Origin of the sequence: Abyssibius alkaniclasticus, assembly GCF_020447305.1 — a bacterium.
Lineage (GTDB): Bacteria > Pseudomonadota > Alphaproteobacteria > Rhodobacterales > Rhodobacteraceae > Abyssibius > Abyssibius alkaniclasticus.
In genome coordinates this window covers 2,217,765-2,238,125 of the sequence record NZ_CP095732.1, presented here as the reverse complement: position 1 = coordinate 2,238,125, position 20,361 = coordinate 2,217,765, and the positions used below count along the sequence as shown (strand labels likewise).

The window sequence follows — 20,361 nt, the reverse complement described above, 5'->3', positions numbered from 1 at the left end:
CCCGATGGAGCAAAACCCGCGCCCCGCCCGCACGCGCATTCAACGTGCCAATGCCAAGAAAATTTTTCAGGCCGCGCTGGATGTGTTTTCCACCGACGGGTTTCGTGGCGCAACGATCGAGCAAATCGCCCAGGCGGCGGGCATGTCCAAGCCCAACCTGCTTTATTACTACAGTTCCAAGGAAGAAATTTACCGCACGGTGCTGGATGCCACGCTTGCGCTGTGGATGACGCCCTTGCACAGTTTCAACCCCGATGGCGACCCGCTTGACGAGATTCGCCGTTACATTCGCCTGAAACTGGAAATGGCGCGCGAATACCCGCGCGAATCGCGGCTGTTCGCCAATGAAATGCTGCGCGGCGCGCCGGTCATCGGCGATGTGCTGGAAAAATCGGCCAAGGCGGTGAACGAGAAATGCAAGGTGATCGAGGGTTGGATCGCCCAAGGCCGATTGCAGCCCGTCGACCCGCGCCATTTGTTCTTTGCAATCTGGGCCACAACGCAGCATTACGCCGATTTTGATGCGCAGATTTCGGTGATACTGGGGGCCGATGACAAGGACCGCTTCAAAACCGCCGCGCAAAGCATAGAATCGTTGTTCTTTGGCGGCTTAAAGCCCGGCTAGGCGCCTGGCCGAGGCATTGCCCGCCACAAACAGGGCCACCATGCCGCTGGCGGCGATGAGCGCGCCAAGCCATACCGCGCCCGGTGCTGCCTCCAGCCCCAGCGCAAGGTTCCAGAGCAGCACAAAACCGGGGATGAGATAGGTATAGGCCATGACCTGCCCCGCCCCGATGCGCATGGCTGCGAATTGCACCAGAAAGAAGGTCAGCGCCGAGGCCATGATCGAGGTATAAAGGATCGTGACCCAGACAATTGCCGGCAGAGCCGCCCAATCGGTGCGCAGCAGGGCCGGCAGGCCCAGCACAAGCAGCACCAGCGCACAGCCCGCCAGAACACCCAGCGTAAAGGTGACCAGCGGCTCGCCACGGTTGAGCTTCTTGACGAGCGCCGCATAAAGCGCATGGCCCGCACAGCCGATGAAGAACACCTTTTCGCCAATGCCAACCTCGAAGGCCAGAAACGCGGCCCAATCGGCGCGAAATATCACCCATAAAGCGCCGATCGCCGAAAGCCCCATTGCGGCGAGCATGGCCAGACTGGCGCGCTGGCGCAGCAGGAACCAGCCAAATATCGCGCTTAAAATCGGGGTCAGGGTGAACACCGCGCTTGTGGCCACGCCGGTTGTGCGCTGCAAGGCCCAGAACATCGACACAAAATAGCCCGCCATCAGCCCGCCCATCAGCAGATATCGCCAGGCTGCGGCGAAATAGGCGGAGCGCAACACACCGCGCGCCCGCGCCAGAGCCGCCAGCACCGCCACCGCCAACAGCATACGCGGCGCGTTCAGCGCCAGCGGATCGATATGCGGGGCGGCCAGTGCGCCAAGCGAGAACGAGCCTGCGACAATGGCCGCAAAGACCAGCATCGCAAGGTGCCCCGCATTCGCACCCTCAAACATTTGCGCTATTCTGCGGCAACGGCGGGGTTGTTCGGATGGGTCGTCCAATCGCCATGCGCGGCCTCGACCACCTTGCCGGTGCGCGCATCGACCATGCCGGGGGCAAGCTGCTCCATCGTGATGCAATCTTCGACCGGACAGACATTTACACACAGGTTGCACGCAACGCATTCATCATCCTGCACCTCGAACACCCGGTCAGCCGACATGGTAATCGCCTGATGGCTGGTATCCTCGCACACGGCAAAACAGCGCCCGCATTTGATGCAGGCATCCTGATCGATCCGCGCCTTGGTGATGTAGTTGAGGTTCAGGTTGTTCCAGTCAGAGCAGTTCGGCACGGCGCGGCCAATAATGGCATCCAGATTGGCATGGCCCTTTTCATCCATCCACTGGCCAAGGCCCGAGATCATCTCGGTGACAATGCGAAAACCATAGGTCATGACGGCGGTGCAGACCTGCACATTGCCCGCCCCCAGCGCCATGAACTCGGCCGCATCGCGCCATGTGGTTATGCCGCCAATGGCCGAAATCGGCAGGTTGGCGGTTTCGGCATTGCGGGCAATTTCGGCCACCATGTTCAGCGCAATCGGCTTCACGGCAGGCCCGCAATAGCCGCCATGCGCGCCCTTGCCGTCAATCGTCGGCTCGGGGGCGAAACTGTCGAGATTCACCGAGGTGATGGAATTGATCGTGTTGATCAGGCTCACCGCATCGGCCCCGCCACGATGCGCGGCTTCGGCGGGTTTGCGGATGTCGGTAATATTGGGCGTAAGCTTCACGATGACCGGCATTCGCGTATATTGCTTGCACCAGCGCGTGACCATTTCGATATATTCCGGCACCTGCCCCACCGCAGAGCCCATGCCACGTTCGGCCATGCCATGCGGGCAGCCGAAATTCAGCTCGATCCCGTCGGCATTGGCGTCTTCAACATGTGGCAGAATTGCTTTCCATGCCTCTTCCTCGCAAGGCACCATAAGGGAGACGACCATCGCACGGTCGGGGTAGTCGCGCTTCACGGCCTTGATTTCGCGCAGGTTCACTTCAAGCGGGCGGTCGGTGATCAGCTCGATATTGTTCAGCCCCAGCAGGCGGCGGTCGGCCCCCCAGATCGCGCCATAGCGCGGGCCGTTGACATTGACCACGGGCGGCCCTTCGGCCCCAAGGGTTTTCCAGACCACTCCGCCCCAGCCGGCCTCGAAGGCGCGGCGCACGTTATATTCCTTGTCGGTCGGCGGCGCCGAAGCCAGCCAGAACGGGTTGGGTGATTTGATCCCAACGAAATTTCCACGAATATCTGCCATGTCTTAACCTCCGCTATTGCCGGGCCGCTGTTCAGCTGGCCGCAACAGGTTCCCAAAGTTCTACTTTTCGCCCGTCCGGGTCTATTATATGGGCAAATAGCCCAATTCCGTCCATGTCTTCCCGATGGACAGGCAGCACGCCCTGTTCAGCACAGCGTGCCAGAATACCCACCAGATCATCCACCATCAGATTGAACATAAAGCCCTTATCCGCAGCAGCCGCATTGTCACTTTCGCCGCCAAACAGGCTGAAAACTGATGCCGCGCCTGGCTGTTCGGCCGCGCGTGTGGCGGGCAATGCCACGCCGCCCCAGTTTTCAAATTCCAACCCCAAAACCCGATGATACCATGCGCGCAGCGCGTCGGGGTCGGGTGAATGCAGAAACAGGCCGCCAAGTCCGATCACATGCGCCATATCAGCCCGCCTTCATGCTTTCCAAAAGGATGAGATCGCCTTCGCTGTCGCGCAGCATGGCCCAGCGCACACCCGGCTTCCACGGCGCATCGGTATGCCGCTTGAAGCCCAGCTTGCCGGCATAAAAGACCAGCGCACGATGCTGATCGCGCACTGGAATCTGCTGAAAGCTGATGTTTTTGATCATGACAAGGCCCGGTGGATGTCTTCTGCCGCATCGCGCCCCTCGGCGACGGCGGTCACAGTCAGGTCTTCGCCGCCAAGCGCGCAGTCGCCACCTGCCCAGACTCCGGCAAGGCTGGTGCGCCCGCGCGTGTCGGTGACGATTTTGCGGCGTTCAATCTCCAGCCCTTCGGGCGCGCCCAGCAGGGTCTGGCCGATGGCGCAGAACACCTGATCGGCGGCCAGCGTGGTCACTTCGCCGGTCGGCTTCAGCTTGGCATCGGTGCGGTCAAGCTCGATCGCCTCTACCTTGTTGCTGCCGGTAATGGCGCGCGGGGCGGCGTTGAACAGCAGGTTCACACCGTGGCTGGCGGCCAGATCCTGCTCATACCGGCTGGCGCCCATATCCTCGCGCGTGCGGCGATAGGCGAGCGTTACATCCTCGGCCCCCAGCAGCTTGGCCTGCACGGCGGCGTCAATCGCCGTCATCCCGCCGCCAATAACCACCACACGGCGGCCAATGGGCAGGGTGGACAGGTCTTTTGTCTGGCGCAAGGTGGCGATGAATTCCACCGCATCCTGCACGCCGTCCAGATCATGGCCCGGCACGGCAAGCGCATTCACCCCCGCCAGCCCGATGCTCAGGAACACCGCGTCATACTCGGCCTGCAGGCTTTCCAGCGTCAGCCCTGCGCCCAGCTTCTTGCCGTAATGCGGGGTGATACCGCCGATCTTCAGCAACCAGTCCAGCTCGGCCTGCGCAAAGTCATTGGTGGATTTATACGAGGCGATGCCGAATTCATTCAGCCCCCCGCCCTTTTGGCGCGCATCAAACAGCGCCACATCATGGCCCTTCATGGCCAGACGGTGGGCGGCGGCCAGCCCGGCGGGGCCAGCGCCAACCACGGCCACGGTTTTGCCTGTGGCGGCGGCGCGCGTATAGGGGTGCGTGGCTTTGGCCATCAGCACATCGGTCGCATAACGCTGCAACTGGCCGATGATGACCGGCTTGCCCTCGGCCACCTCGCGCACGCAAACCTCTTCGCAGAGCGTTTCGGTCGGGCAGACACGGGCGCACATGCCGCCCAGAATATTCTGGTCAAAAATCGTGCGCGCGGCGGCTTCGGGCGTGCCCGTCGCGATCTGGCGGATGAACATCGGAATGTCGATGCTGGTCGGACAGGCCACCATGCAGGGCGCGTCATGGCAGAAGTAACACCGATCTGCCGCCACCCGCGCCTCATGCGCATCCAGTGGCGGATGCAGGTCGGAAAAATTTTCTGACAGCGCCTCGGCGCCCAGTCGTCCTGCGGCAATACCCGGTTGCATTCTGGCCATTCCTGTTGGTCCTCTCTGGCTTTGATCGGGTCCGGCTTCTTGAGCTTGGCCAATTCCTGATCATTTGGTCAGGAAATGCTAGGCGCGATTCGAAATTTTATCAACTGGTAAAATCGGCCAATTTCAACCGAATAGACGAGTGAAACAGTAAGGAAATAAGGCGTGCAACGCCAATACCGGGCCAAATGCAGCGGGGCGCCCGAAGGCGCCCCGCATGTTCAGTTATTGAAAGGCCAGATCGGTCACGGCATGGGTCCAGGCACCTTCCGGCGCACGGGTAATGACCGGGTCGGACTCGGTGCCAAGCAATGTGGCAACGGTGCGGTCGTAATCGGCAACATCAAGCGTGCCGTTGCTGCCCGCGGTCAGCTTGGCAACCTCGGTCATCATGCGAATCTGGTGCGCCTCGGTCTGGGCACCGGTTTCGTCATATTCCAGAACGATCATGGCGGCATCTTCCGGGTTTTCCTCAGCCCATTTCCAGCCGCGCATCGAGGCGCGCACAAAGCGTGCCATCCGGTCAACGAATGCCGGATCATTCAGGTTGTCTTCCATCACATAAAGACCGTCTTCAAGCGTGGCCACGCCCTGGTCTTCATATTTGAAGGTCACAAGCTGCTCGGGCGTAATGCCGGCATCAATCACCTGCCAGTATTCGTTATAGGTCATGGTCGAAATGCAATCGGCCTGGCCCTGCAGCAGCGGGTCAACGTTGAAGCCCTGCTTCAGCACCTCGACACCATCCGCCCCGCCATTGGTGGGAATGCCAAGCGCGGCCATCCAGCCAAGGAACGGATATTCGTTGCCAAAGAACCACACCCCAAGCGTGCGGCCGGGAAAGTCTTCAGGGCCGGTCACGCCGCTATCGGCCATGCAGGTCAGCATCATGCCGGATGATTTGAACGGCTGGGCGATGTTCACCAGCGGCACGCCACGTTCACGCGCGGCCAGAGCCGATGGCATCCAGTCGACGATCACATCGGCACCGCCAGCCGCGATCACCTGCGCGGGGGCGATATCCGGGCCACCGGCATTGATTGTTACATTCAGGCCCTCTTCTTCGTAGTAGCCGTTTTCCAGCGCAACGTAATAGCCTGCAAACTGCGCCTGCGTGACCCATTTAAGCTGAATGGTCACATCTTCCTGCGCAGTTGCGGCAAGGGGCAGCAGCGCCATTGCGCCCATTGCGGTTCCGATCAGTAGCTTCTTCATCATCGTCTCCCTGTGTTGCGGCGTCTCAGCGCCGTTGGCTTGGATGCCAGAATGTGACGCGCTTTTCAAATAGCGCAACCACGCCGTAAAATGCAGACCCGGCAAGCGCCGCGACTACAATCGTTGCCCAGACCATATCAAGTTCCAGGCGGCCCGCCCCCGTGGAAATGCGAAAACCCATTCCCACGATAGGCGAACCAAAGAATTCTGCAACAATAGCGCCGATCAGCGCCAAAGTGGTGCAGATTTTAAGCCCGTTGAAGATAAAGGGCGCCGCCGAGGGCAGCCGCAGTTTCAGCAGCGTTTGCGGATAGCTGGCGGCATAGGTGCGCATCAGGTCGCGCTGCATCGCATCGGCCGATTGCAGCCCCGCCACCGTGTTGATGAGCATGGGGAAGAACACCATCGCCACCACAACGGCAGCCTTGGATTCCCAGCCAAAGCCAAACCACATCACGAAAATCGGCGCGATGCCGATAATCGGCAATGCGGCAATGAAATTGCCCACCGGCAGCAGCCCGGCGCGCAAAAACGGCGAGCGATCCACCAGCACGGCCACCACAAAGCCGGCCCCGCAGCCCATGATATAGCCGCTCAGCGCGCCGCCGACGAAGGTTTGCACGAAATCGGCCCAAAGCGTGGGGGTTTCGGCCCAGAAACGCGCCCAAATGCTGCTTGGGGCGGGCAGCACAATGGGGGATACGTCAAAGCCCAGCACAATACCTTCCCACAGCACGATCAGCGCCACGCCAAGCGTGATTGGCATGGCAAGGCGCGACAGAAAATCGTTGCGCTGCACCAGCCAGAGATTCACCATGAAGGCGACAACCCAAACCGCGAGCGCAAGAATAAACCACTGGATCATTGCGCCATCCCCATGCGTTTGAGCGTCAGGCCCTGGATGATGCTGATGATCACCAAGAGCAGCCCCGCCAAAACCGCCGCCCCGATCAGCGCCGACCATATCGTCAGCGGCTGGCCAAACTGGCTGCCGACCAGCAGGCGTGCGCCAAAGCCCGCCTTGGCCCCTGTCGGCATTTCCCCCACAATCGCGCCCACCAGACTGGCGGCCATTGCAATTTTGAGACTGGCAAACAGATAGGGCATGGACGCCGGCAATCTTAGCTTCCACAAAACCGAAAGCCCGCTGGCATTGTAGGTTTTCATCAGGTCCAGCAAATGCCCCTCGGGCGCGCGCAACCCTTTGACCATGCCAACAGTCACCGGAAAGAACGACAGATAGGCCGAGATGACCGCCTTGGGCAGCAGCCCCGTCACCCCCATCGAGTTGAACATCACAACCACCATTGGCGCGATGGCCAGAATGGGAATGGTCTGGCTGGCAATCACCCAGGGCATGACCGAGCCATCCATCACCCGGCTATAGACAATGCCAATGGCAATGCTGATCCCAAGCGCGGTGCCAATGGCAAAGCCCAGCAGCGTGGCGGTCAGCGTTACCCAGCCGTGGTAAACAAGGCTGCGCCGCGAGGTGACATTCTGCTCGGCCGTGGTTTTCCAAATCTCCGCCGCCACCTGGTGCGGGGCGGGCAGCACGGGCCGCTCCTGGCCCATCGTATCGGCCACCATTTCAGAGAATGATACCTCGACCCCGGCACGCGCGGCCTGGTCATAGGTCCATTTGGCATTCAGCACCACAGTCATCGCATACCAGATTGCGATGATTGCAAGGATGATGGTGAGGACGGGAAGCAGCTTGCCCTTAATCATAACTATGCCCCGCGCGCAGCCCGTCACGCACCCGCGCCGCAATGGCCAGAAACTCGGCACTATCGCGGATTTCGAGCGGGCGCTCGGCGGGCAAGGTGGACTCGATGATATCCGTCACCCGGCCCGGACGCGGCGACATGACGACGATTTTGGAGGACAGATACACCGCCTCGGGGATGGAATGGGTCACGAAACAAATGGTCTTTTCGGTGCGCCGCCACAGCGCCAGAAGCTGCTCGTTCAGATGGTCGCGCACAATTTCATCGAGCGCCCCGAAAGGCTCGTCCATCAGCAACAGATCGGCATCAAAGGCCAGCGCGCGGGCAATACTGGCGCGCTGCTGCATCCCGCCGGAAAGCTGCCAGGGGAATTTCTTCTCGAAATTCCCAAGGTCCACCAGCTCCAGCACGCGCTTTACCCGCGCCGCATGGTCGGCTTTGGGAATGCCCATAACCTGCAAGGGCAGGCGGATATTGCCGCCAATCGTGCGCCAGGGCAGCAGGCCCGCGGCCTGAAACACATAACCATAGGCGCGCGAAAGACGCGCTTCGCGCGGGGTCATGCCATTAACACTCACCTGCCCCGCCGTGGCCTGTTCCAGATCGGCCACAACCCGCAGAAACGTGGTTTTCCCGCAGCCCGAAGGCCCGATAAAGCTGACAAACTCACCCTTGTTGATGGTCAGGTCCACATCCTTGAGCGCATGGATCGGCCCATCATTTGTTTCAAACGTCAGGCCGAGCTTTTCGGCGGTAATAACTGGATGCTCGCTCATACAGACCTCGTAATCCCGCCATCAACGCGCAGATTCTGCCCGGTAATATACCCGGCCCCCTCGCTCAGCAAAAACGCCACGGTTGCCGATATTTCCCCGGTTTTGCCATAGCGCCCCATCGGAACGCGCACCCGGAACTCGTCTTTCTCGGGCAGGCTATCAATAAAGCCGGGCAGCACATTGTTCATGCGCACATTATCGGGCGCATATTTATCCGCAAACAGCTTGGTATAGGCCGCCAAACCTGCACGAAACACGCCGGAGGTCGGGAAAACCGGGTCAGGCTCAAAGGCGGCAAAGGTCGAGATATTGACGATTGCACCACCGCCCTGCGCCACCATGATCGGTGCCACCAGCCGGGTTGGGCGCACGACATTCAGAAAATACACATCCAGGCCGGTGTGCCAGTCATCGTCGCTCAGCTCCAGAACTGGCGCACGGGGGCCGTGGCCTGCGGAATTGACCAGCGCATCAACCCGGCCCCATTTTTCCATCGTCACATCGACAAGGCGGCGCAGATCATCATTGGATTGGTTGGACCCGGTCACACCCACCCCGCCAAGCTCTTCAGCCAATGCCGCCCCCTTGCCCGAACTGGACAGAATCGCCACCATATAGCCCTCGGCCGCCAACCGCCGCGCCGCATCCGCGCCCATGCCGCTACCGCCCGCGGTTATAATTGCTGTCTTTGTCATTCTGTCTTTCCAGTCTGTTGCAATTCGCTGGCTTGTTCGCGCGCAGCGCATGTCGTCACGCTTCTACACCTCATAAACACCTTTATCTTTCACTGCCCTGAACCTGTTGCCAAGCCAGGGTGATCTCATCAATCAATCTGTCGATATGGCTGTCCATCGTCGCATATCCGATGATGGACACGCGAATGATATGCCGCCCGCGCCATGCGCCATGCGTTGGGTAAACCTTGCCGCGTTGCTGGATGATTCTCAGCACCGCGTCGGTTTGCCGGTCGCCAACCGCGCCCTGCCCAAAGGTTATGGCCACCTGATTGCAATGAACCGTGTTCAAGATCGTCACACCGGGCACAGCGCCAAGCGCCGTGGCCACACGCGCAGCAAGGCGGCAGTGGCGCGCCACCAGTTCACGCACGCCCTTGCGCCCCAAATGCCGCAAAATGGCATAGCTCGGCACACCACGGGCGCGGCGCGAAAGCTCGGGGGTGGAATCTGCCGGTTCCCAATGTGCGGTCAGGTCGGGCAGATAAGCCCCCCGCGCCGACATCGAGCGCACAAGCGGCGCGCGGTCGCGGCAGATGACCATGCCCGCATCAAAGGGCGCGTTCAGCCATTTGTGCAGGTCAACCGCCCAACTATCGGCCAACGCGACACCGCGCAACCGGTCGGCCAGTTCCGGCACCGCCGCCAGCCAAAGGCCAAATGCGCCATCCACATGCACCCAGCCGCCTTTTTCATGCACGGCGGGAATGATTTCGGCAAAGGGGTCAAATGCGCCCGAATTGATCTGCCCGGCCTGTAAAACAACCAAGGGCGGGCGTTCGCATGTGTTCAGGGCGTGCAAAAACGTATCGGGCAGAATCTGCCCCTCGGCATTGACAGGCACCCGCACCAGCCGTTCCGCGCCAAGCCCGGCATAGCGCAATCCGGCAATGGGGGCGGAATGCGCCGCATCGCCCACCAACACCGGGATTTCGGGCGCACCAAACAGGCCCCTGGCTTCAACATCCCAGCCCTGGGCCGCCAGCAGGGCATTTCGCGCCACCATGATACCGGCCATATTGGCGGCGGTTGCGCCGGTGACAATGCCTGCACCGCTGTCATCCGGCAGGCCCAGCAGGTTGATCACCCAATCACAAACCGCGCGCTCCATGCCCGTTATGGCGGGGGTTTCATAGGCCGAACCTGCATTCTGCCCCCAAGCCGATACCAGCATATCGGCCGCCACACCCACCGGATGGGATGCGCCAAGCACATAGCCATAAAAATTGGGCCCGCTCATCTGGTTCAGCCCGTCATCGGCGTTGCGCGCCAAAGTGTTGATCACCTGTTCAGCAGGAATTCCGTCTTCATCCAGCGGGGTTCTGAACCGGGCAACGGCCTCATCAAGCCCGATGCGCGGCGTGACCGGCCTGTCCGGCACAGAGCGTCGATAGGCAATGGCCTGGGCACCCGCCAGTTGCAGCGCTTGTTCCTCATCTGCTGACAGGCCGCCAGCCATGCTAAACCCCGCTCGCCGGAATGCCCGAGCGTTGCACGGGGCGCGGCGCTGTCAGGTCTTTCCACTGGGTCAGGGCGCGGTTGGTCGGGGTGTTGGCCTCGCGTTTCACAAATTTGCCGTGGCCTTCCTGTGTGCGAATCTCGCCATCATGCACCGCAACATGCCCACGGGTAAGGGTAAAGCGAGGCAGGCCCTTCACCTCTTTGCCCTCAAACACGTTGTAATCGATCGATGATTGCTGGCTGCTGGCGGTAATGGTTTTGGATTTCTCCGGATCCCAGACCACCAGATCAGCATCCGCCCCCACCAGAACCGCACCCTTTTTCGGATAGCAATTCAATATCTTGGCGATGTTTGTTGAAGTTACGGCCACGAATTCATTCATTGTCAGCCGCCCGGTATTCACCCCATGCGTCCACAGCATCGGCATCCGGTCTTCCAGCCCGCCGGTGCCATTTGGGATTTTGGTGAAATCGCCCAGGCCATAGCGTTTTTGTTCGGTGGTAAAGGCGCAATGGTCGGTGGCCACCACGCTGAGGCTGCCGCTTTGCAGGCCCGCCCAAAGGCTGTCCTGGTGCATTTTATTGCGGAACGGCGGCGACATGACGCGGCGCGCGGCATGGTCCCAGTCCTTGTTGAAATATTCTGACTCATCCAGCGTCAGGTGCTGGATGAGCGGCTCGCCCCACACACGCTTGCCCTGCATCCGCGCGCGGCGGATGGCTTCGTGGCTGTCTTCGCAAGACGTATGCACGACATAAAGCGGCACGCCGGCCATATCGGCGATCATAATGGCGCGGTTGGTCGCCTCGCCCTCTACCTGCGGCGGGCGGGAATAGGCGTGCGCCTCGGGGCCGGTATTGCCCGCCTTCAGCAGTTGCGCCGAAAGCTCGGCCACCACATCGCCGTTTTCGGCATGGACCATCGCGATGCCGCCAAGCTCGCCCAGGCGGCGGAAGCTGGCGAACAGCTCGTCATCATTCACCATCAGCGCGCCTTTATAGGCAAGGAAGTGCTTGAAGGTGGTGATGCCCTCTTGCTCGATGATCGACTTCATGTCGTCAAACACTTTCTCACCCCACCAGGTAATCGCCATGTGATAGGAGTAATCGCAATTGGCGCGGCCGGATTTGTTGTGCCACATGGCCAGCGCATCATGCAGCCCCTGCCCCTGCCCCGGCAGCGCGAAATCCACCACCATCGTGGTGCCACCGGCCAGCGCGGCGCGCGTGCCGCTCTCAAAATCATCCGAGGAATAGGTGCCCATGAAGGGCATTTCCAGATGCGTATGCGGGTCAATCCCGCCGGGCATGACATAGCAGCCGGTGGCGTCCAGCACCTCATCGCCGCTCAGATTCTTGCCAATCTCGGTAATCACGCCATGTTCGATCTTCACATCCGCCTGATAGGTCAGATCGGCTGTAACAATGGTTCCACCTTTGATGACTTTGGTCATTCGTCTCTCCCTGTTCTCGCTTGCGGCCACATGCCGCGCGGTATGCACCGCCATTATCCATACGCCGTCCCGGGCTTGATCCGGGACCTCGTTTATCCCCACGCCGTCCCGGGCTTGACCCGGGACCTCGAGCCTTCAATCAAACGGGATATCCCCGCTTACATCCCGCCAGTTCGGGTTGGCCTCCATGATCAACTGATCCTTCCAGACTCGTTTCCAGCGCTTGATGCGTCGCTCTTGCTCCATTGCCTCGCCATAAGTCGGAAACGCCTGAAACCAGACCAGCGTTCTGATGTTGTATTTCGCCGTATGCCCACCGGTTGCGCCGCTGCGATGCTGCTCGACGCGCTGGCGCAGGTTGTTGGTGGAACCGGTGTAAAGCGCACCGCCGGGGCGAGATGCCATGATGTAGGTGAAATATGCCAACTGCTGCGCTCCCCTGCTCGAGGTCCCGGGTCAAGCCCGGGACGGCTTGGGCTGTGTGGCCAGCAAGAGCATGGCCGCCCCGGCCCCCGCGCCGGGGCCTCTCGGGATGTGGAGAGAGGTCCCGGGTCAGGCCCGGGACGGCGTGGGTGTTTGTGCTCGCGGTCAAGCGACTATCCCCGCCGTTTCAACAACCGCATGGAACAGCACCTCGGCCCCCGCCGTCGACCATTCCTTGGAAATCTCCTCGGCCTCGTTGTGGCTGAGCCCGTCCACGCAGGGGCACATGACCATCGCGGTGGGGGCCATGCGGTTGATCCAGCAGGCATCGTGCCCGGCGCCCGAAATGATATTGCGGTGGCTATAGCCCAGCCGTTCGGCGGCACTGCGCACGGCACTTACGCAAGCCTCGTCAAACGTTACGGGGTCAAAGCCGCCGACCTTTTCAAACTCCACACCCAAGCCCATATCGTCGCAGATTTTCTGCGCACCGGCGCGCAGGCGGCGCTCCATATCTTCAATCACCGCAAGCTCCGGGCTGCGCAGATCGACCGTGAACACCACCTTGCCGGGGATCACGTTGCGCGAGTTGGGGTAGACATCGATATGCCCCGCCGCCCCCACCGCGTCGGGCGCATGAGAGCGCGCGATTTCATCGACCAGTTCCAGCACGCGCGCCATGCCAAGCCCGGCATTGCGGCGCATCGGCATGGGGGTGGAGCCGGTATGGCTTTCCTTGCCCAGAATGGTGATTTGCGTCCAACTCAGCCCCTGACCGTGGGTGACAACGCCAATATCGATGCCCTCGGCCTCCAGTATCGGGCCTTGTTCGATATGCAGCTCGAAGAAGGCGTGCATTTTGCGCGCGCCGACCTCTTCCTCGCCGCGCCAGCCAATCCGGGCCAGTTCGTCGCCAAAGCGCAGGCCCTTGGCGTCTTTGCGCGCGTAGGCCCAATCCTGCCCGTGAATGCCGGCAAACACACCGCTGGCCAGCATGGCGGGGGCAAAACGGGTGCCCTCCTCATTCGTCCAGTTCGTGGCGACAATCGGGTGTTTGGTTTGAATGCCAAGGTCATTCAGCGTGCGGATAATTTCCAAGCCCGCCAACACGCCAAGCACGCCGTCATACTTCCCGCCCGTGGGCTGGGTATCCAGATGGCTCCCCACATAGACCGGCAGCGCATCAGGCTCGGTGCCTTCGCGCCGCGCAAACATGTTGCCCATCTGGTCCAGCCCCATCGTGCAACCCGCATCCTTGCACCATGTCTCGAACAGGCGGCGGCCCTCGGCATCTTCATCGGTAAGGGTCTGGCGGTTATTGCCGCCCGCCACGCCGGGGCCGATCTTTGCCATTTCCATCAGGCTGTCCCACAAACGGTCACCGTTGATGCGCAGGTTTTCAAGGGGGGCGGACATGGCTCTCTCCGTGTTTGGCGGGGTTCTATTGCCCCTTGTGACGACTCAGACTTTGACCGTATGGTCAGCTTGAAGGCTACACAGCCTGACCATACGATCAAGTTAAATTTACGAAAGGGCGCAAATGGTGGCACAGGGCAATGCATCAAAACGCCAGAAAATCCGTGCCGAGAACGAGCGGATCATCCTGTCTGCCGCCGAAAAGGTGTTTGCCGAGGCGGGGTTCGGCGGGGCGACCATGCAGCTCATTGCCGATATTGCCGGGCTGCCCAAGGCCAATTTGCACTATTACTTCGCCACGAAAGAAGAGCTTTACCGCCGCGTGGTGCAGGAGATTTTCGAAATCTGGCTCCATGCCGCCGATAGTTTTGACAGCGCCATCGGCCCGGCCGAAGGGATTGGCGCCTATATCGACGCCAAAATGGAAATCAGCCGCCGCTATGCCAACGGCTCCAAGGTCTGGGCCGATGAGGTGATGCACGGCGCGCCGGTCATCCAGGATTATCTGGAAACCAGCCTTCGTGAATGGACAACGGGGCGGGTGGAGCTGATCAACCGCTGGATTGCCGAGGGGAAGATGGACCCGGTGGATCCGGAATATTTCCTTTACATGCTTTGGGCGACCACGCAGCATTATGCCGATTTCGGCCACCAGATCGAAACGCTGAACGGCGGCAAACCGCTGAGCAAATCGCAATGGGAAACCGCAAAGGCCACCGTGAAACAGGTGATGTTGCGCGGCATCGGAGTCGTATAAACGAAAGGCGCATCATGGCGGCATTTTGGGTTTCATGGCAATTCTGGGCGCTTCTGGCTGCCGGGTTCGCCGCACTTACTGCGATTTTCGGCAAGGTCGGAGTTGCGGGAATTGATAGTGACTTTGCCACATTCCTGCGCACAATCGTGGTTGCGGTGCTGCTTGGACTGCTGATCTGGGCAACGGGCAAGGCGCAAAGCCTGTCAGCACTTTCTTCCAAAACTCTGGTCTTTCTAACCCTGTCCGGCATTGCGACGGGCGCAAGCTGGCTGTGCTACTTCCGGGCCTTGCAAATAGGAAAAGCCGCGCAGGTCGCCCCGGTCGACAAGCTCAGCGTGGTGTTTGTCGCGGTGTTCGCAACGCTTTTTCTGGGCGAAAGCCTGTCACCGCTGGCCTGGGGCGGCATTGGTTTTATTGCGCTTGGTGCGGTAATGGTCAGCCTGGGCTAATCTGAATGCTGCGCGATTGACCTGAAAACCGGCGCGTAATGCCCCTTGGGGCCAATGTATTTTGCACTACGCTCAAGGCCCAGATCGAACACATTCGGGCGCGCGGCCAGCCCCGTTTCGCAGTTATCGCGGTTGATGACAAACCAGAGCTTTGGCGCCTCAAACAGCCGTGCCGCAGCTGCTTCCAGCCTGTCTATTGCCTGACATGTCAGCCCGAAACCGCCCCAATCATCGGTCACGCGCGCGGTCACGATCTTCAGATTCGGCTGGATGTTCGACCAAAGCAGATGCACAGCCCCCGCCCCCGGTTTGAACGTATTGGCAAGCTGGTGGGTGAGTTTGCTCTGGAAGGCGGCAAAGGCATCCGGCGTTTCGGCGTTCAGAATATCGCGCGCGGGTTCGTGCCAGAAATACAGGCCCGGCAGGTGGCGGTTGATCAGATAGTGCTGGCGGGTCAGCGTGGTATAGGCGCTGAAATCGGCCAGCAGGGGCATCAGGCTGCCATCGGCATAAGCCTCCATCACCCTTGCGCTGGCCGCGGGCGTGGCAATATTCCAATCAAAGAACCCGCCGCGCGGCGGATGATCGGCAAAGCGTTTCTGAATTTGGAATTGTGAAATGCAACTGCACCCGATGGGGATGATATGCCTGCCCTCAATCGTAATCATACCGCCCCCAGCGTTTCGCCGCAGCTTTGCAAAAATAGCGTTAACAAATGGTTACTCGATTTTGTTTCGCTGAAACGCATCGTTCCGTCAGCCGTATTTGCCAAACCTTGCGCCATGCTTAATGCGCCACCGGCGCCTTCTCGTAACATGTGGCGATGATACAAGTCATTGTCAGCCTCTCGAAACTATGCGCGCCGCTGTCTTGCATCTGTGCGGGAGAGGTCCCGGGTCAGGCCCGGGACGGCGGAGTTTGTGTGGAAACATATCAAACCAAATCGGCGCGGGTTGGTCGCAACGGCACACCCAGATAGCGCCGCCCCGGGCCTGACCCGGGGCCTCTACCTGTCGGCTATTTCAACCCCTTCAACACCTCACCCAGCTTGCCGACCAACTCGTCGATCTCGGCCTTGGTAATGATCAGCGGCGGGGACAGCGCAATGATGTCGCCCGTGGTGCGGATCAGTATGCCCTTGTCATAGGCATCCAGAAACGCCTGAAACGCGCGGGCTGTGGGGGCACCGGGAATGGGTTCAAGCTCGACCGCGCCGATCAGCCCGGCATTGCGGATATCGATGACATGCGGCAGACCTTTCAGGCTGTGCAGCGCGTCGGCCCAGTAGCTATCCAGCGCGGCGGCGCGGGTCAGCAGCCCCTCATCGGCATAGGTTTCGAGCGTGGCAAGGCCGGCGGCGGCGGCCATCGGGTTGCCGGAATAGGTATAGCCGTGGAACAGCTCGATCGTGCCTTCGGGGCCATCCATGAAGGCATCGTGAATTGCGGCCGTGGTCAGCACCGCGCCCATCGGGATGATGCCATTGGTCAGCCCCTTGGCCACGGTCATCATATCCGGCACAACGCCATAAAAATCGGCGCCAAAATTCGCGCCCAAACGGCCAAATCCGGTGATGACCTCGTCAAAAATCAGCAAAATGCCGTGCTTTTTGGTAATGTCGCGCAGCTTTTGCAAATAGCCTTTCGGGGGCATCAGCACGCCGGTGGAACCCGCCATCGGCTCGACAATCACGGCGGCAATGTTGTCGGCCCCATGCAGGGTAACAATCCGCTCCAGATCATCGGCCAGATGCGCGCCATGATCGGGCTGGCCACGGGTAAAGGCGTTCTGCTCGGGCAAATGCGTGTGCGGCAGATGGTCGACACCCGTCAGCAGACTGCCAAAGAATTTGCGGTTATTGACGATGCCGCCCACCGAAATGCCGCCGAAGTTGGTGCCATGATAGCCGCGTTCGCGCCCGATCAGCCGCGTGCGCGTGCCCTGCCCGCGCGCGCGATGATAGGCCAGTGCCATTTTCAGCGCCGATTCCACCGATTCCGAACCGGAATTGGTATAAAACACATGTTCGATGCCCTTGGGCGCAATATCAATAATGCGGTTGGCCAGTTCGAACGCTTTGGGGTGGCCCATCTGGAAGGCGGGCGCGTAGTCCAGCTCGGCCGCCTGTTTGGCGATGGCTTCGACGATCTTGGGGCGCTTGTGGCCCGCATTCACGCACCAAAGCCCCGCCGTGCCATCCATCACCTTGCGCCCTTCGGCGGTGGTGTAATACATGCCATCGGCGGCCACGAACATGCGCGGGTTGCTTTTGAACTGCCGGTTGGCGGTAAACGGCATCCAGAATGCGCGCAGGTCATTGGGGACGGTGGGTGTCGGAGCGTTCATGGCGGGCCTCATCGCTGAAACTGAGTCAAATTTGACCGTATGGTCAGATCAACCTAGCAGCGCCATTTGCCGCGTCAATGGGGCTTGAATGCTATAATGCCTGCCAAAGCACCCCCGCTGGTGGCAATGACTGGCCCAGAACCTGCACAGGTGCGGTGGTGTAGTTGAAGAAAAAACGATGGCTTGCCGTGTCGCGCAGGCGCACGCCTTCGGGCAGATCATGGGTTTCAAGCCCGGCTTGCACGCATAATTCACCCAAGATCGCCCTGAATGCCACCGCATCGGGCCAGCCTGCAAGATAGCGCATATTGCCTTCACCCACCAAAGCGGGTGCGCCGCCTTGCGTGGCCAGATGCACACTGCCCGCCCCGTCCAGATGTTCGAACCAGCGCAGGAAAGCCCCTTCGGGCAAGGCGCGCGTGGCACCGGGGCGCAGGCTTTCAACGCGCGAAATGCGTTGGGTGACGCCCGGAATATCGGGCGGCAGGCTGGCAGGAATCGCCATATCGGCGGTTTTTGCCCCCGCGCGCGGACCAAACAGCGCCAGCCCGTTGAAGCGCGCCAATGCCGCGCGCAGATTGTCGCGCAGGCGCATCAGACCGGGGGCCAGCACCAGCTTATAGGCCGACAGATCGGCGCAATCGGGCGGCAGAATATCAACCGAAAGGCCCAGGCGGCGCAGGGCGCGATAGGTGTCAAACACCAGCCGGAAATAGTCAAAGTCCCGTCCTTGCGGCTGAATGGTCCACGCCCAGGCGCTTTCATAGTCAAACACCAGCGCCACGCGCGCCACCGCAGGCGCACAATCGGGCATTGCGGCAAGCTCGTTGGCCACCTGCCGCGCTTCGGCCAGGCCGGGGGCCGCGGCGCTATCGGGGCGCAGCAAGCCCGAATGCATTTGCTCTTGCGCAAAGGGCGCCTGCCGCCAGCGGAAATAGCTGACAACCTCGGCCCCGTGCGCAAAGGCCTCCCAGCTCCACAATCGCACCATGCCGGGCAGCGGTGCCGGGTTCCACGGCGCCCAGTTCACCGGGCCGGGCTGCTGTTCCATGATCCACATCCGCCCACGGCCCACGGCGCGATACAGGTCGTGGTGGAAGGCCTGAAAATCGGGGTCGCCCTGCTGCGAGAAGCGGGCTTTCCAAGACTCGCCCTCGTCCGAGCGGTCCTCCAGAAAGCCAAGCGGATAGCTGTCCCATGTGGCGATATCGAGGTCCGCACCCACATCCCAATGGTCGAATTCCACGATCCGGCCCATGTAATTATGCAGAATTGGCGCAGAGGAATGCGCGCGAATGGCGCGCACCTGAGCGGCATTGAAGGCCACCACCTGGTCAGATGCAAAGCGGCGAAAGTCGAGATGATGCGCGGGGTTTGCTTCGGTCACCGTCAGATTTGGCAGCTCGATCTCATCAAATTCACGATACTCCATCGACCAGAACACATTGCCCCAGGCCGCATTCAGCGCATCGGGCGATTGGTATTTCTGCGCCAGCCAGTCCCGAAACCCGGCCAATGCCGAAGGGCCATAAGAATAGGTCGTGTCATGGCAGCCATATTCATTGTCGGTTTGCCATGCGGCCACAGCCGGATTGGCGCCGTAGCGTCTGGCCAACGCTTCGGTTATGCGCACACATTCGGCGATATAGCCCTTATGTGCAAAGCAGTAATGCCGCCGCGAGCCGAATTTGCGCAGCCGCCCATCGGCATCGACCGCCAGCATATCGGGGTGACGGTCGAGCATCCAGCGCGGCGGGGTGGCGGTGGGGGTGCCAAGCACAACCTTCAGGCCCGCCGCCCCAAGCACCGCAATCGCACGGTCGAGCCAGCCAAAATCATACTGGCCGGGCTGTGGCTCCATCCGGCTCCAGGCAAACTCGCCAATGCGCACATAGGTCAGGCCCGCCGCCGCCATGCGCGCGGCATCTTCCGCCCAAACCGCTTCATCCCAATGTTCGGGGTAATAACAAACGCCCAATGCGCGCTGCATCTCAGCTCTCCAGTATTACGCGGTGTTCATCCTGGCCAATGCCCTGCGGCATGGCGATGCGAAAGGTCATGCCCGCGCTTGGCTGGGCGGCAAGCGCGTCGGGCCCAAGCCCTTCTTGCGCCGAGGTGGCGTAAAGATGCCCGCCGCCAAAGGCCGGGCAGGTCACATGCGCCGTGGGCAAATCCAGCACCTGAAGCAGATTGCCGTCATCATCATAACGCGCCAGCCGCGATGCACCCCATTGCGCATTCCAAAAGCAACCTTCGGCATCGAACACCGCGCCATCGGGGTTAATGCCCGTGCCGGAAAAGTCGATATAGACTTCGGGCGCGCCAAGCGGCCAGCCGGTTTCGGGGTGGAGCGCGACGCGCATCACCTGCCCGCGCGCGGTATCGGTAAAGGTCGCATGGCGATGGTCGGGCGTGAAAGCTATGGCGTTGGGAATGGTGACGGTGCCGAACAGTTTGCGCAATTCGCCCTTGTAGAAACGGTAAATCGCGCCCGCCTGGCTTTCGGCCTTCAGCCCCATCGTGCCGATCCAGAAGCCGCCCTGCGGGTCGGCCCGGCCATCGTTGGAGCGGGTTGCCGGGTTGTCGGCCTCAAGCGGGCAAATCTCGCGCTGTTCGCCGCTATCAAGGTTGAACAGCAGCAGGGCACGGTCACTGGCAACCAGTATTTGCGCCTTGTCCACCCATCCGGCGGCGGAAACATGGTTCCGGAACGCATAGCGCCGCGCATCGCCCTGCCCTTTGGCGAACAAGGTCTTGCCGACAATGTCAAACCAGATCAGCTCATTTCGCAAGGGGTGCCACATCGGCCCCTCGCCCAATTCGCACGCGGTGGTATCGAACAGTTCAACCATTGTCATA

The 20,361-nt window shown here is 60.9% G+C and carries 21 protein-coding genes; 3 read left to right on the top strand and 18 right to left on the bottom strand.

Annotated elements, in window-relative coordinates; all coding sequences use genetic code 11:
- Positions 1-4: 4 nt before the first annotated feature.
- Complete coding sequence (locus tag LGT41_RS11190; protein ID WP_274126968.1) at positions 5-625, top strand: TetR family transcriptional regulator C-terminal domain-containing protein; 621 nt, start codon at positions 5-7, stop codon at positions 623-625.
- Here LGT41_RS11190 and LGT41_RS11185 read toward each other — a convergent pair.
- The 14 genes from LGT41_RS11185 to LGT41_RS11120 all read right to left on the bottom strand — a co-directional run bounded on the left by LGT41_RS11185 (position 611) and on the right by LGT41_RS11120 (position 13,950).
- Complete coding sequence (locus LGT41_RS11185; RefSeq protein ID WP_274126967.1) at positions 611-1,522, bottom strand: DMT family transporter; 912 nt, start codon at positions 1,520-1,522, stop codon at positions 611-613. The two genes, LGT41_RS11190 and LGT41_RS11185, sit on opposite strands and share 15 nt — an antisense overlap.
- Before the next feature lie 5 nt (positions 1,523-1,527).
- Complete coding sequence (preA, locus tag LGT41_RS11180; RefSeq protein WP_274126966.1) at positions 1,528-2,829, bottom strand: NAD-dependent dihydropyrimidine dehydrogenase subunit PreA; 1,302 nt, start codon at positions 2,827-2,829, stop codon at positions 1,528-1,530.
- 31 nt (positions 2,830-2,860) lie between these two features.
- A complete protein-coding gene (locus LGT41_RS11175) occupies positions 2,861-3,244 on the bottom strand; it encodes a VOC family protein (protein WP_274126965.1) in 384 nt (127 codons plus the stop codon).
- A gap of 1 nt (position 3,245) precedes the next feature.
- Entirely contained in the window at positions 3,246-3,431 is a 186-nt protein-coding gene (locus LGT41_RS11170) for a VOC family protein (RefSeq protein ID WP_274126964.1), read from the bottom strand.
- Positions 3,428-4,744 carry an NAD(P)-dependent oxidoreductase gene (locus LGT41_RS11165; protein WP_274126962.1) on the bottom strand — a complete coding sequence of 439 codons (1,317 nt, stop codon included), beginning with the start codon at positions 4,742-4,744 and terminating at the stop codon, positions 3,428-3,430. Before LGT41_RS11165 ends, LGT41_RS11170 begins: the two co-directional genes overlap by 4 nt.
- A 222-nt stretch (positions 4,745-4,966) precedes the next feature.
- On the bottom strand, positions 4,967-5,956 hold the full coding sequence (locus LGT41_RS11160; RefSeq protein ID WP_274129715.1) for an ABC transporter substrate-binding protein: 990 nt from the start codon (positions 5,954-5,956) through the stop codon (positions 4,967-4,969).
- A 25-nt stretch (positions 5,957-5,981) separates the two neighbouring features.
- Positions 5,982-6,821, bottom strand: a complete 840-nt coding sequence (locus LGT41_RS11155) for an ABC transporter permease (protein ID WP_420720184.1) — start codon at positions 6,819-6,821, stop codon at positions 5,982-5,984.
- Positions 6,818-7,687, bottom strand: coding sequence for an ABC transporter permease (locus LGT41_RS11150; RefSeq protein ID WP_274126961.1), 870 nt, complete (start codon positions 7,685-7,687; stop codon positions 6,818-6,820). Before LGT41_RS11150 ends, LGT41_RS11155 begins: the two co-directional genes overlap by 4 nt.
- A complete protein-coding gene (locus LGT41_RS11145; protein ID WP_274126960.1) occupies positions 7,680-8,462 on the bottom strand; it encodes an ABC transporter ATP-binding protein in 783 nt (260 codons plus the stop codon). The genes LGT41_RS11150 and LGT41_RS11145 overlap by 8 nt, the downstream gene beginning before the upstream one ends.
- Positions 8,459-9,157 (bottom strand): SDR family oxidoreductase, encoded by a 699-nt coding sequence (locus tag LGT41_RS11140; protein WP_274126959.1) that lies wholly within the window; start codon positions 9,155-9,157, stop codon positions 8,459-8,461. Before LGT41_RS11140 ends, LGT41_RS11145 begins: the two co-directional genes overlap by 4 nt.
- Positions 9,158-9,239: 82 nt before the next feature.
- Positions 9,240-10,655, bottom strand: coding sequence for a pyridoxal phosphate-dependent decarboxylase family protein (locus LGT41_RS11135; protein WP_274126958.1), 1,416 nt, complete (start codon positions 10,653-10,655; stop codon positions 9,240-9,242).
- A 1-nt stretch (position 10,656) separates the two neighbouring features.
- On the bottom strand, positions 10,657-12,111 hold the full coding sequence (hydA, locus tag LGT41_RS11130) for a dihydropyrimidinase (RefSeq protein ID WP_274126957.1): 1,455 nt from the start codon (positions 12,109-12,111) through the stop codon (positions 10,657-10,659).
- A 135-nt stretch (positions 12,112-12,246) separates the two neighbouring features.
- Positions 12,247-12,537 carry a GIY-YIG nuclease family protein gene (locus LGT41_RS11125; protein ID WP_274126956.1) on the bottom strand — a complete coding sequence of 97 codons (291 nt, stop codon included), beginning with the start codon at positions 12,535-12,537 and terminating at the stop codon, positions 12,247-12,249.
- Between the two features lie 162 nt (positions 12,538-12,699).
- The gene (locus LGT41_RS11120; protein WP_274126955.1) at positions 12,700-13,950 is read right to left on the bottom strand and encodes a Zn-dependent hydrolase; all 1,251 of its coding nucleotides are present in this window, start codon (positions 13,948-13,950) and stop codon (positions 12,700-12,702) included.
- Positions 13,951-14,074: 124 nt separating this feature from the next.
- Here LGT41_RS11120 and LGT41_RS11115 point away from each other — a divergent pair, with 124 nt between their 5' ends.
- Both LGT41_RS11115 and LGT41_RS11110 read left to right on the top strand, forming a co-directional pair.
- On the top strand, positions 14,075-14,707 hold the full coding sequence (locus tag LGT41_RS11115; RefSeq protein WP_274126954.1) for a TetR/AcrR family transcriptional regulator: 633 nt from the start codon (positions 14,075-14,077) through the stop codon (positions 14,705-14,707).
- 14 nt (positions 14,708-14,721) lie between these two features.
- Positions 14,722-15,156 carry an EamA family transporter gene (locus tag LGT41_RS11110; protein WP_274126953.1) on the top strand — a complete coding sequence of 145 codons (435 nt, stop codon included), beginning with the start codon at positions 14,722-14,724 and terminating at the stop codon, positions 15,154-15,156.
- On the opposite strand, the gene LGT41_RS11105 is transcribed toward LGT41_RS11110, so the two are convergent.
- The 4 genes from LGT41_RS11105 to LGT41_RS11090 form a co-directional block, all read right to left on the bottom strand.
- Positions 15,153-15,824, bottom strand: coding sequence for a hypothetical protein (locus tag LGT41_RS11105; protein ID WP_274126952.1), 672 nt, complete (start codon positions 15,822-15,824; stop codon positions 15,153-15,155). The genes LGT41_RS11110 and LGT41_RS11105 overlap by 4 nt on opposite strands.
- A gap of 349 nt (positions 15,825-16,173) precedes the next feature.
- Positions 16,174-17,502, bottom strand: coding sequence for an omega-aminotransferase AptA (aptA, locus tag LGT41_RS11100; protein WP_274126951.1), 1,329 nt, complete (start codon positions 17,500-17,502; stop codon positions 16,174-16,176).
- A 91-nt stretch (positions 17,503-17,593) separates the two neighbouring features.
- A complete protein-coding gene (locus tag LGT41_RS11095; protein WP_274126950.1) occupies positions 17,594-19,492 on the bottom strand; it encodes a beta-galactosidase in 1,899 nt (632 codons plus the stop codon).
- Position 19,493: 1 nt separating this feature from the next.
- On the bottom strand, positions 19,494-20,360 hold the full coding sequence (locus tag LGT41_RS11090; RefSeq protein WP_337993011.1) for an SMP-30/gluconolactonase/LRE family protein: 867 nt from the start codon (positions 20,358-20,360) through the stop codon (positions 19,494-19,496).
- Position 20,361: the final 1 nt, after the last annotated feature.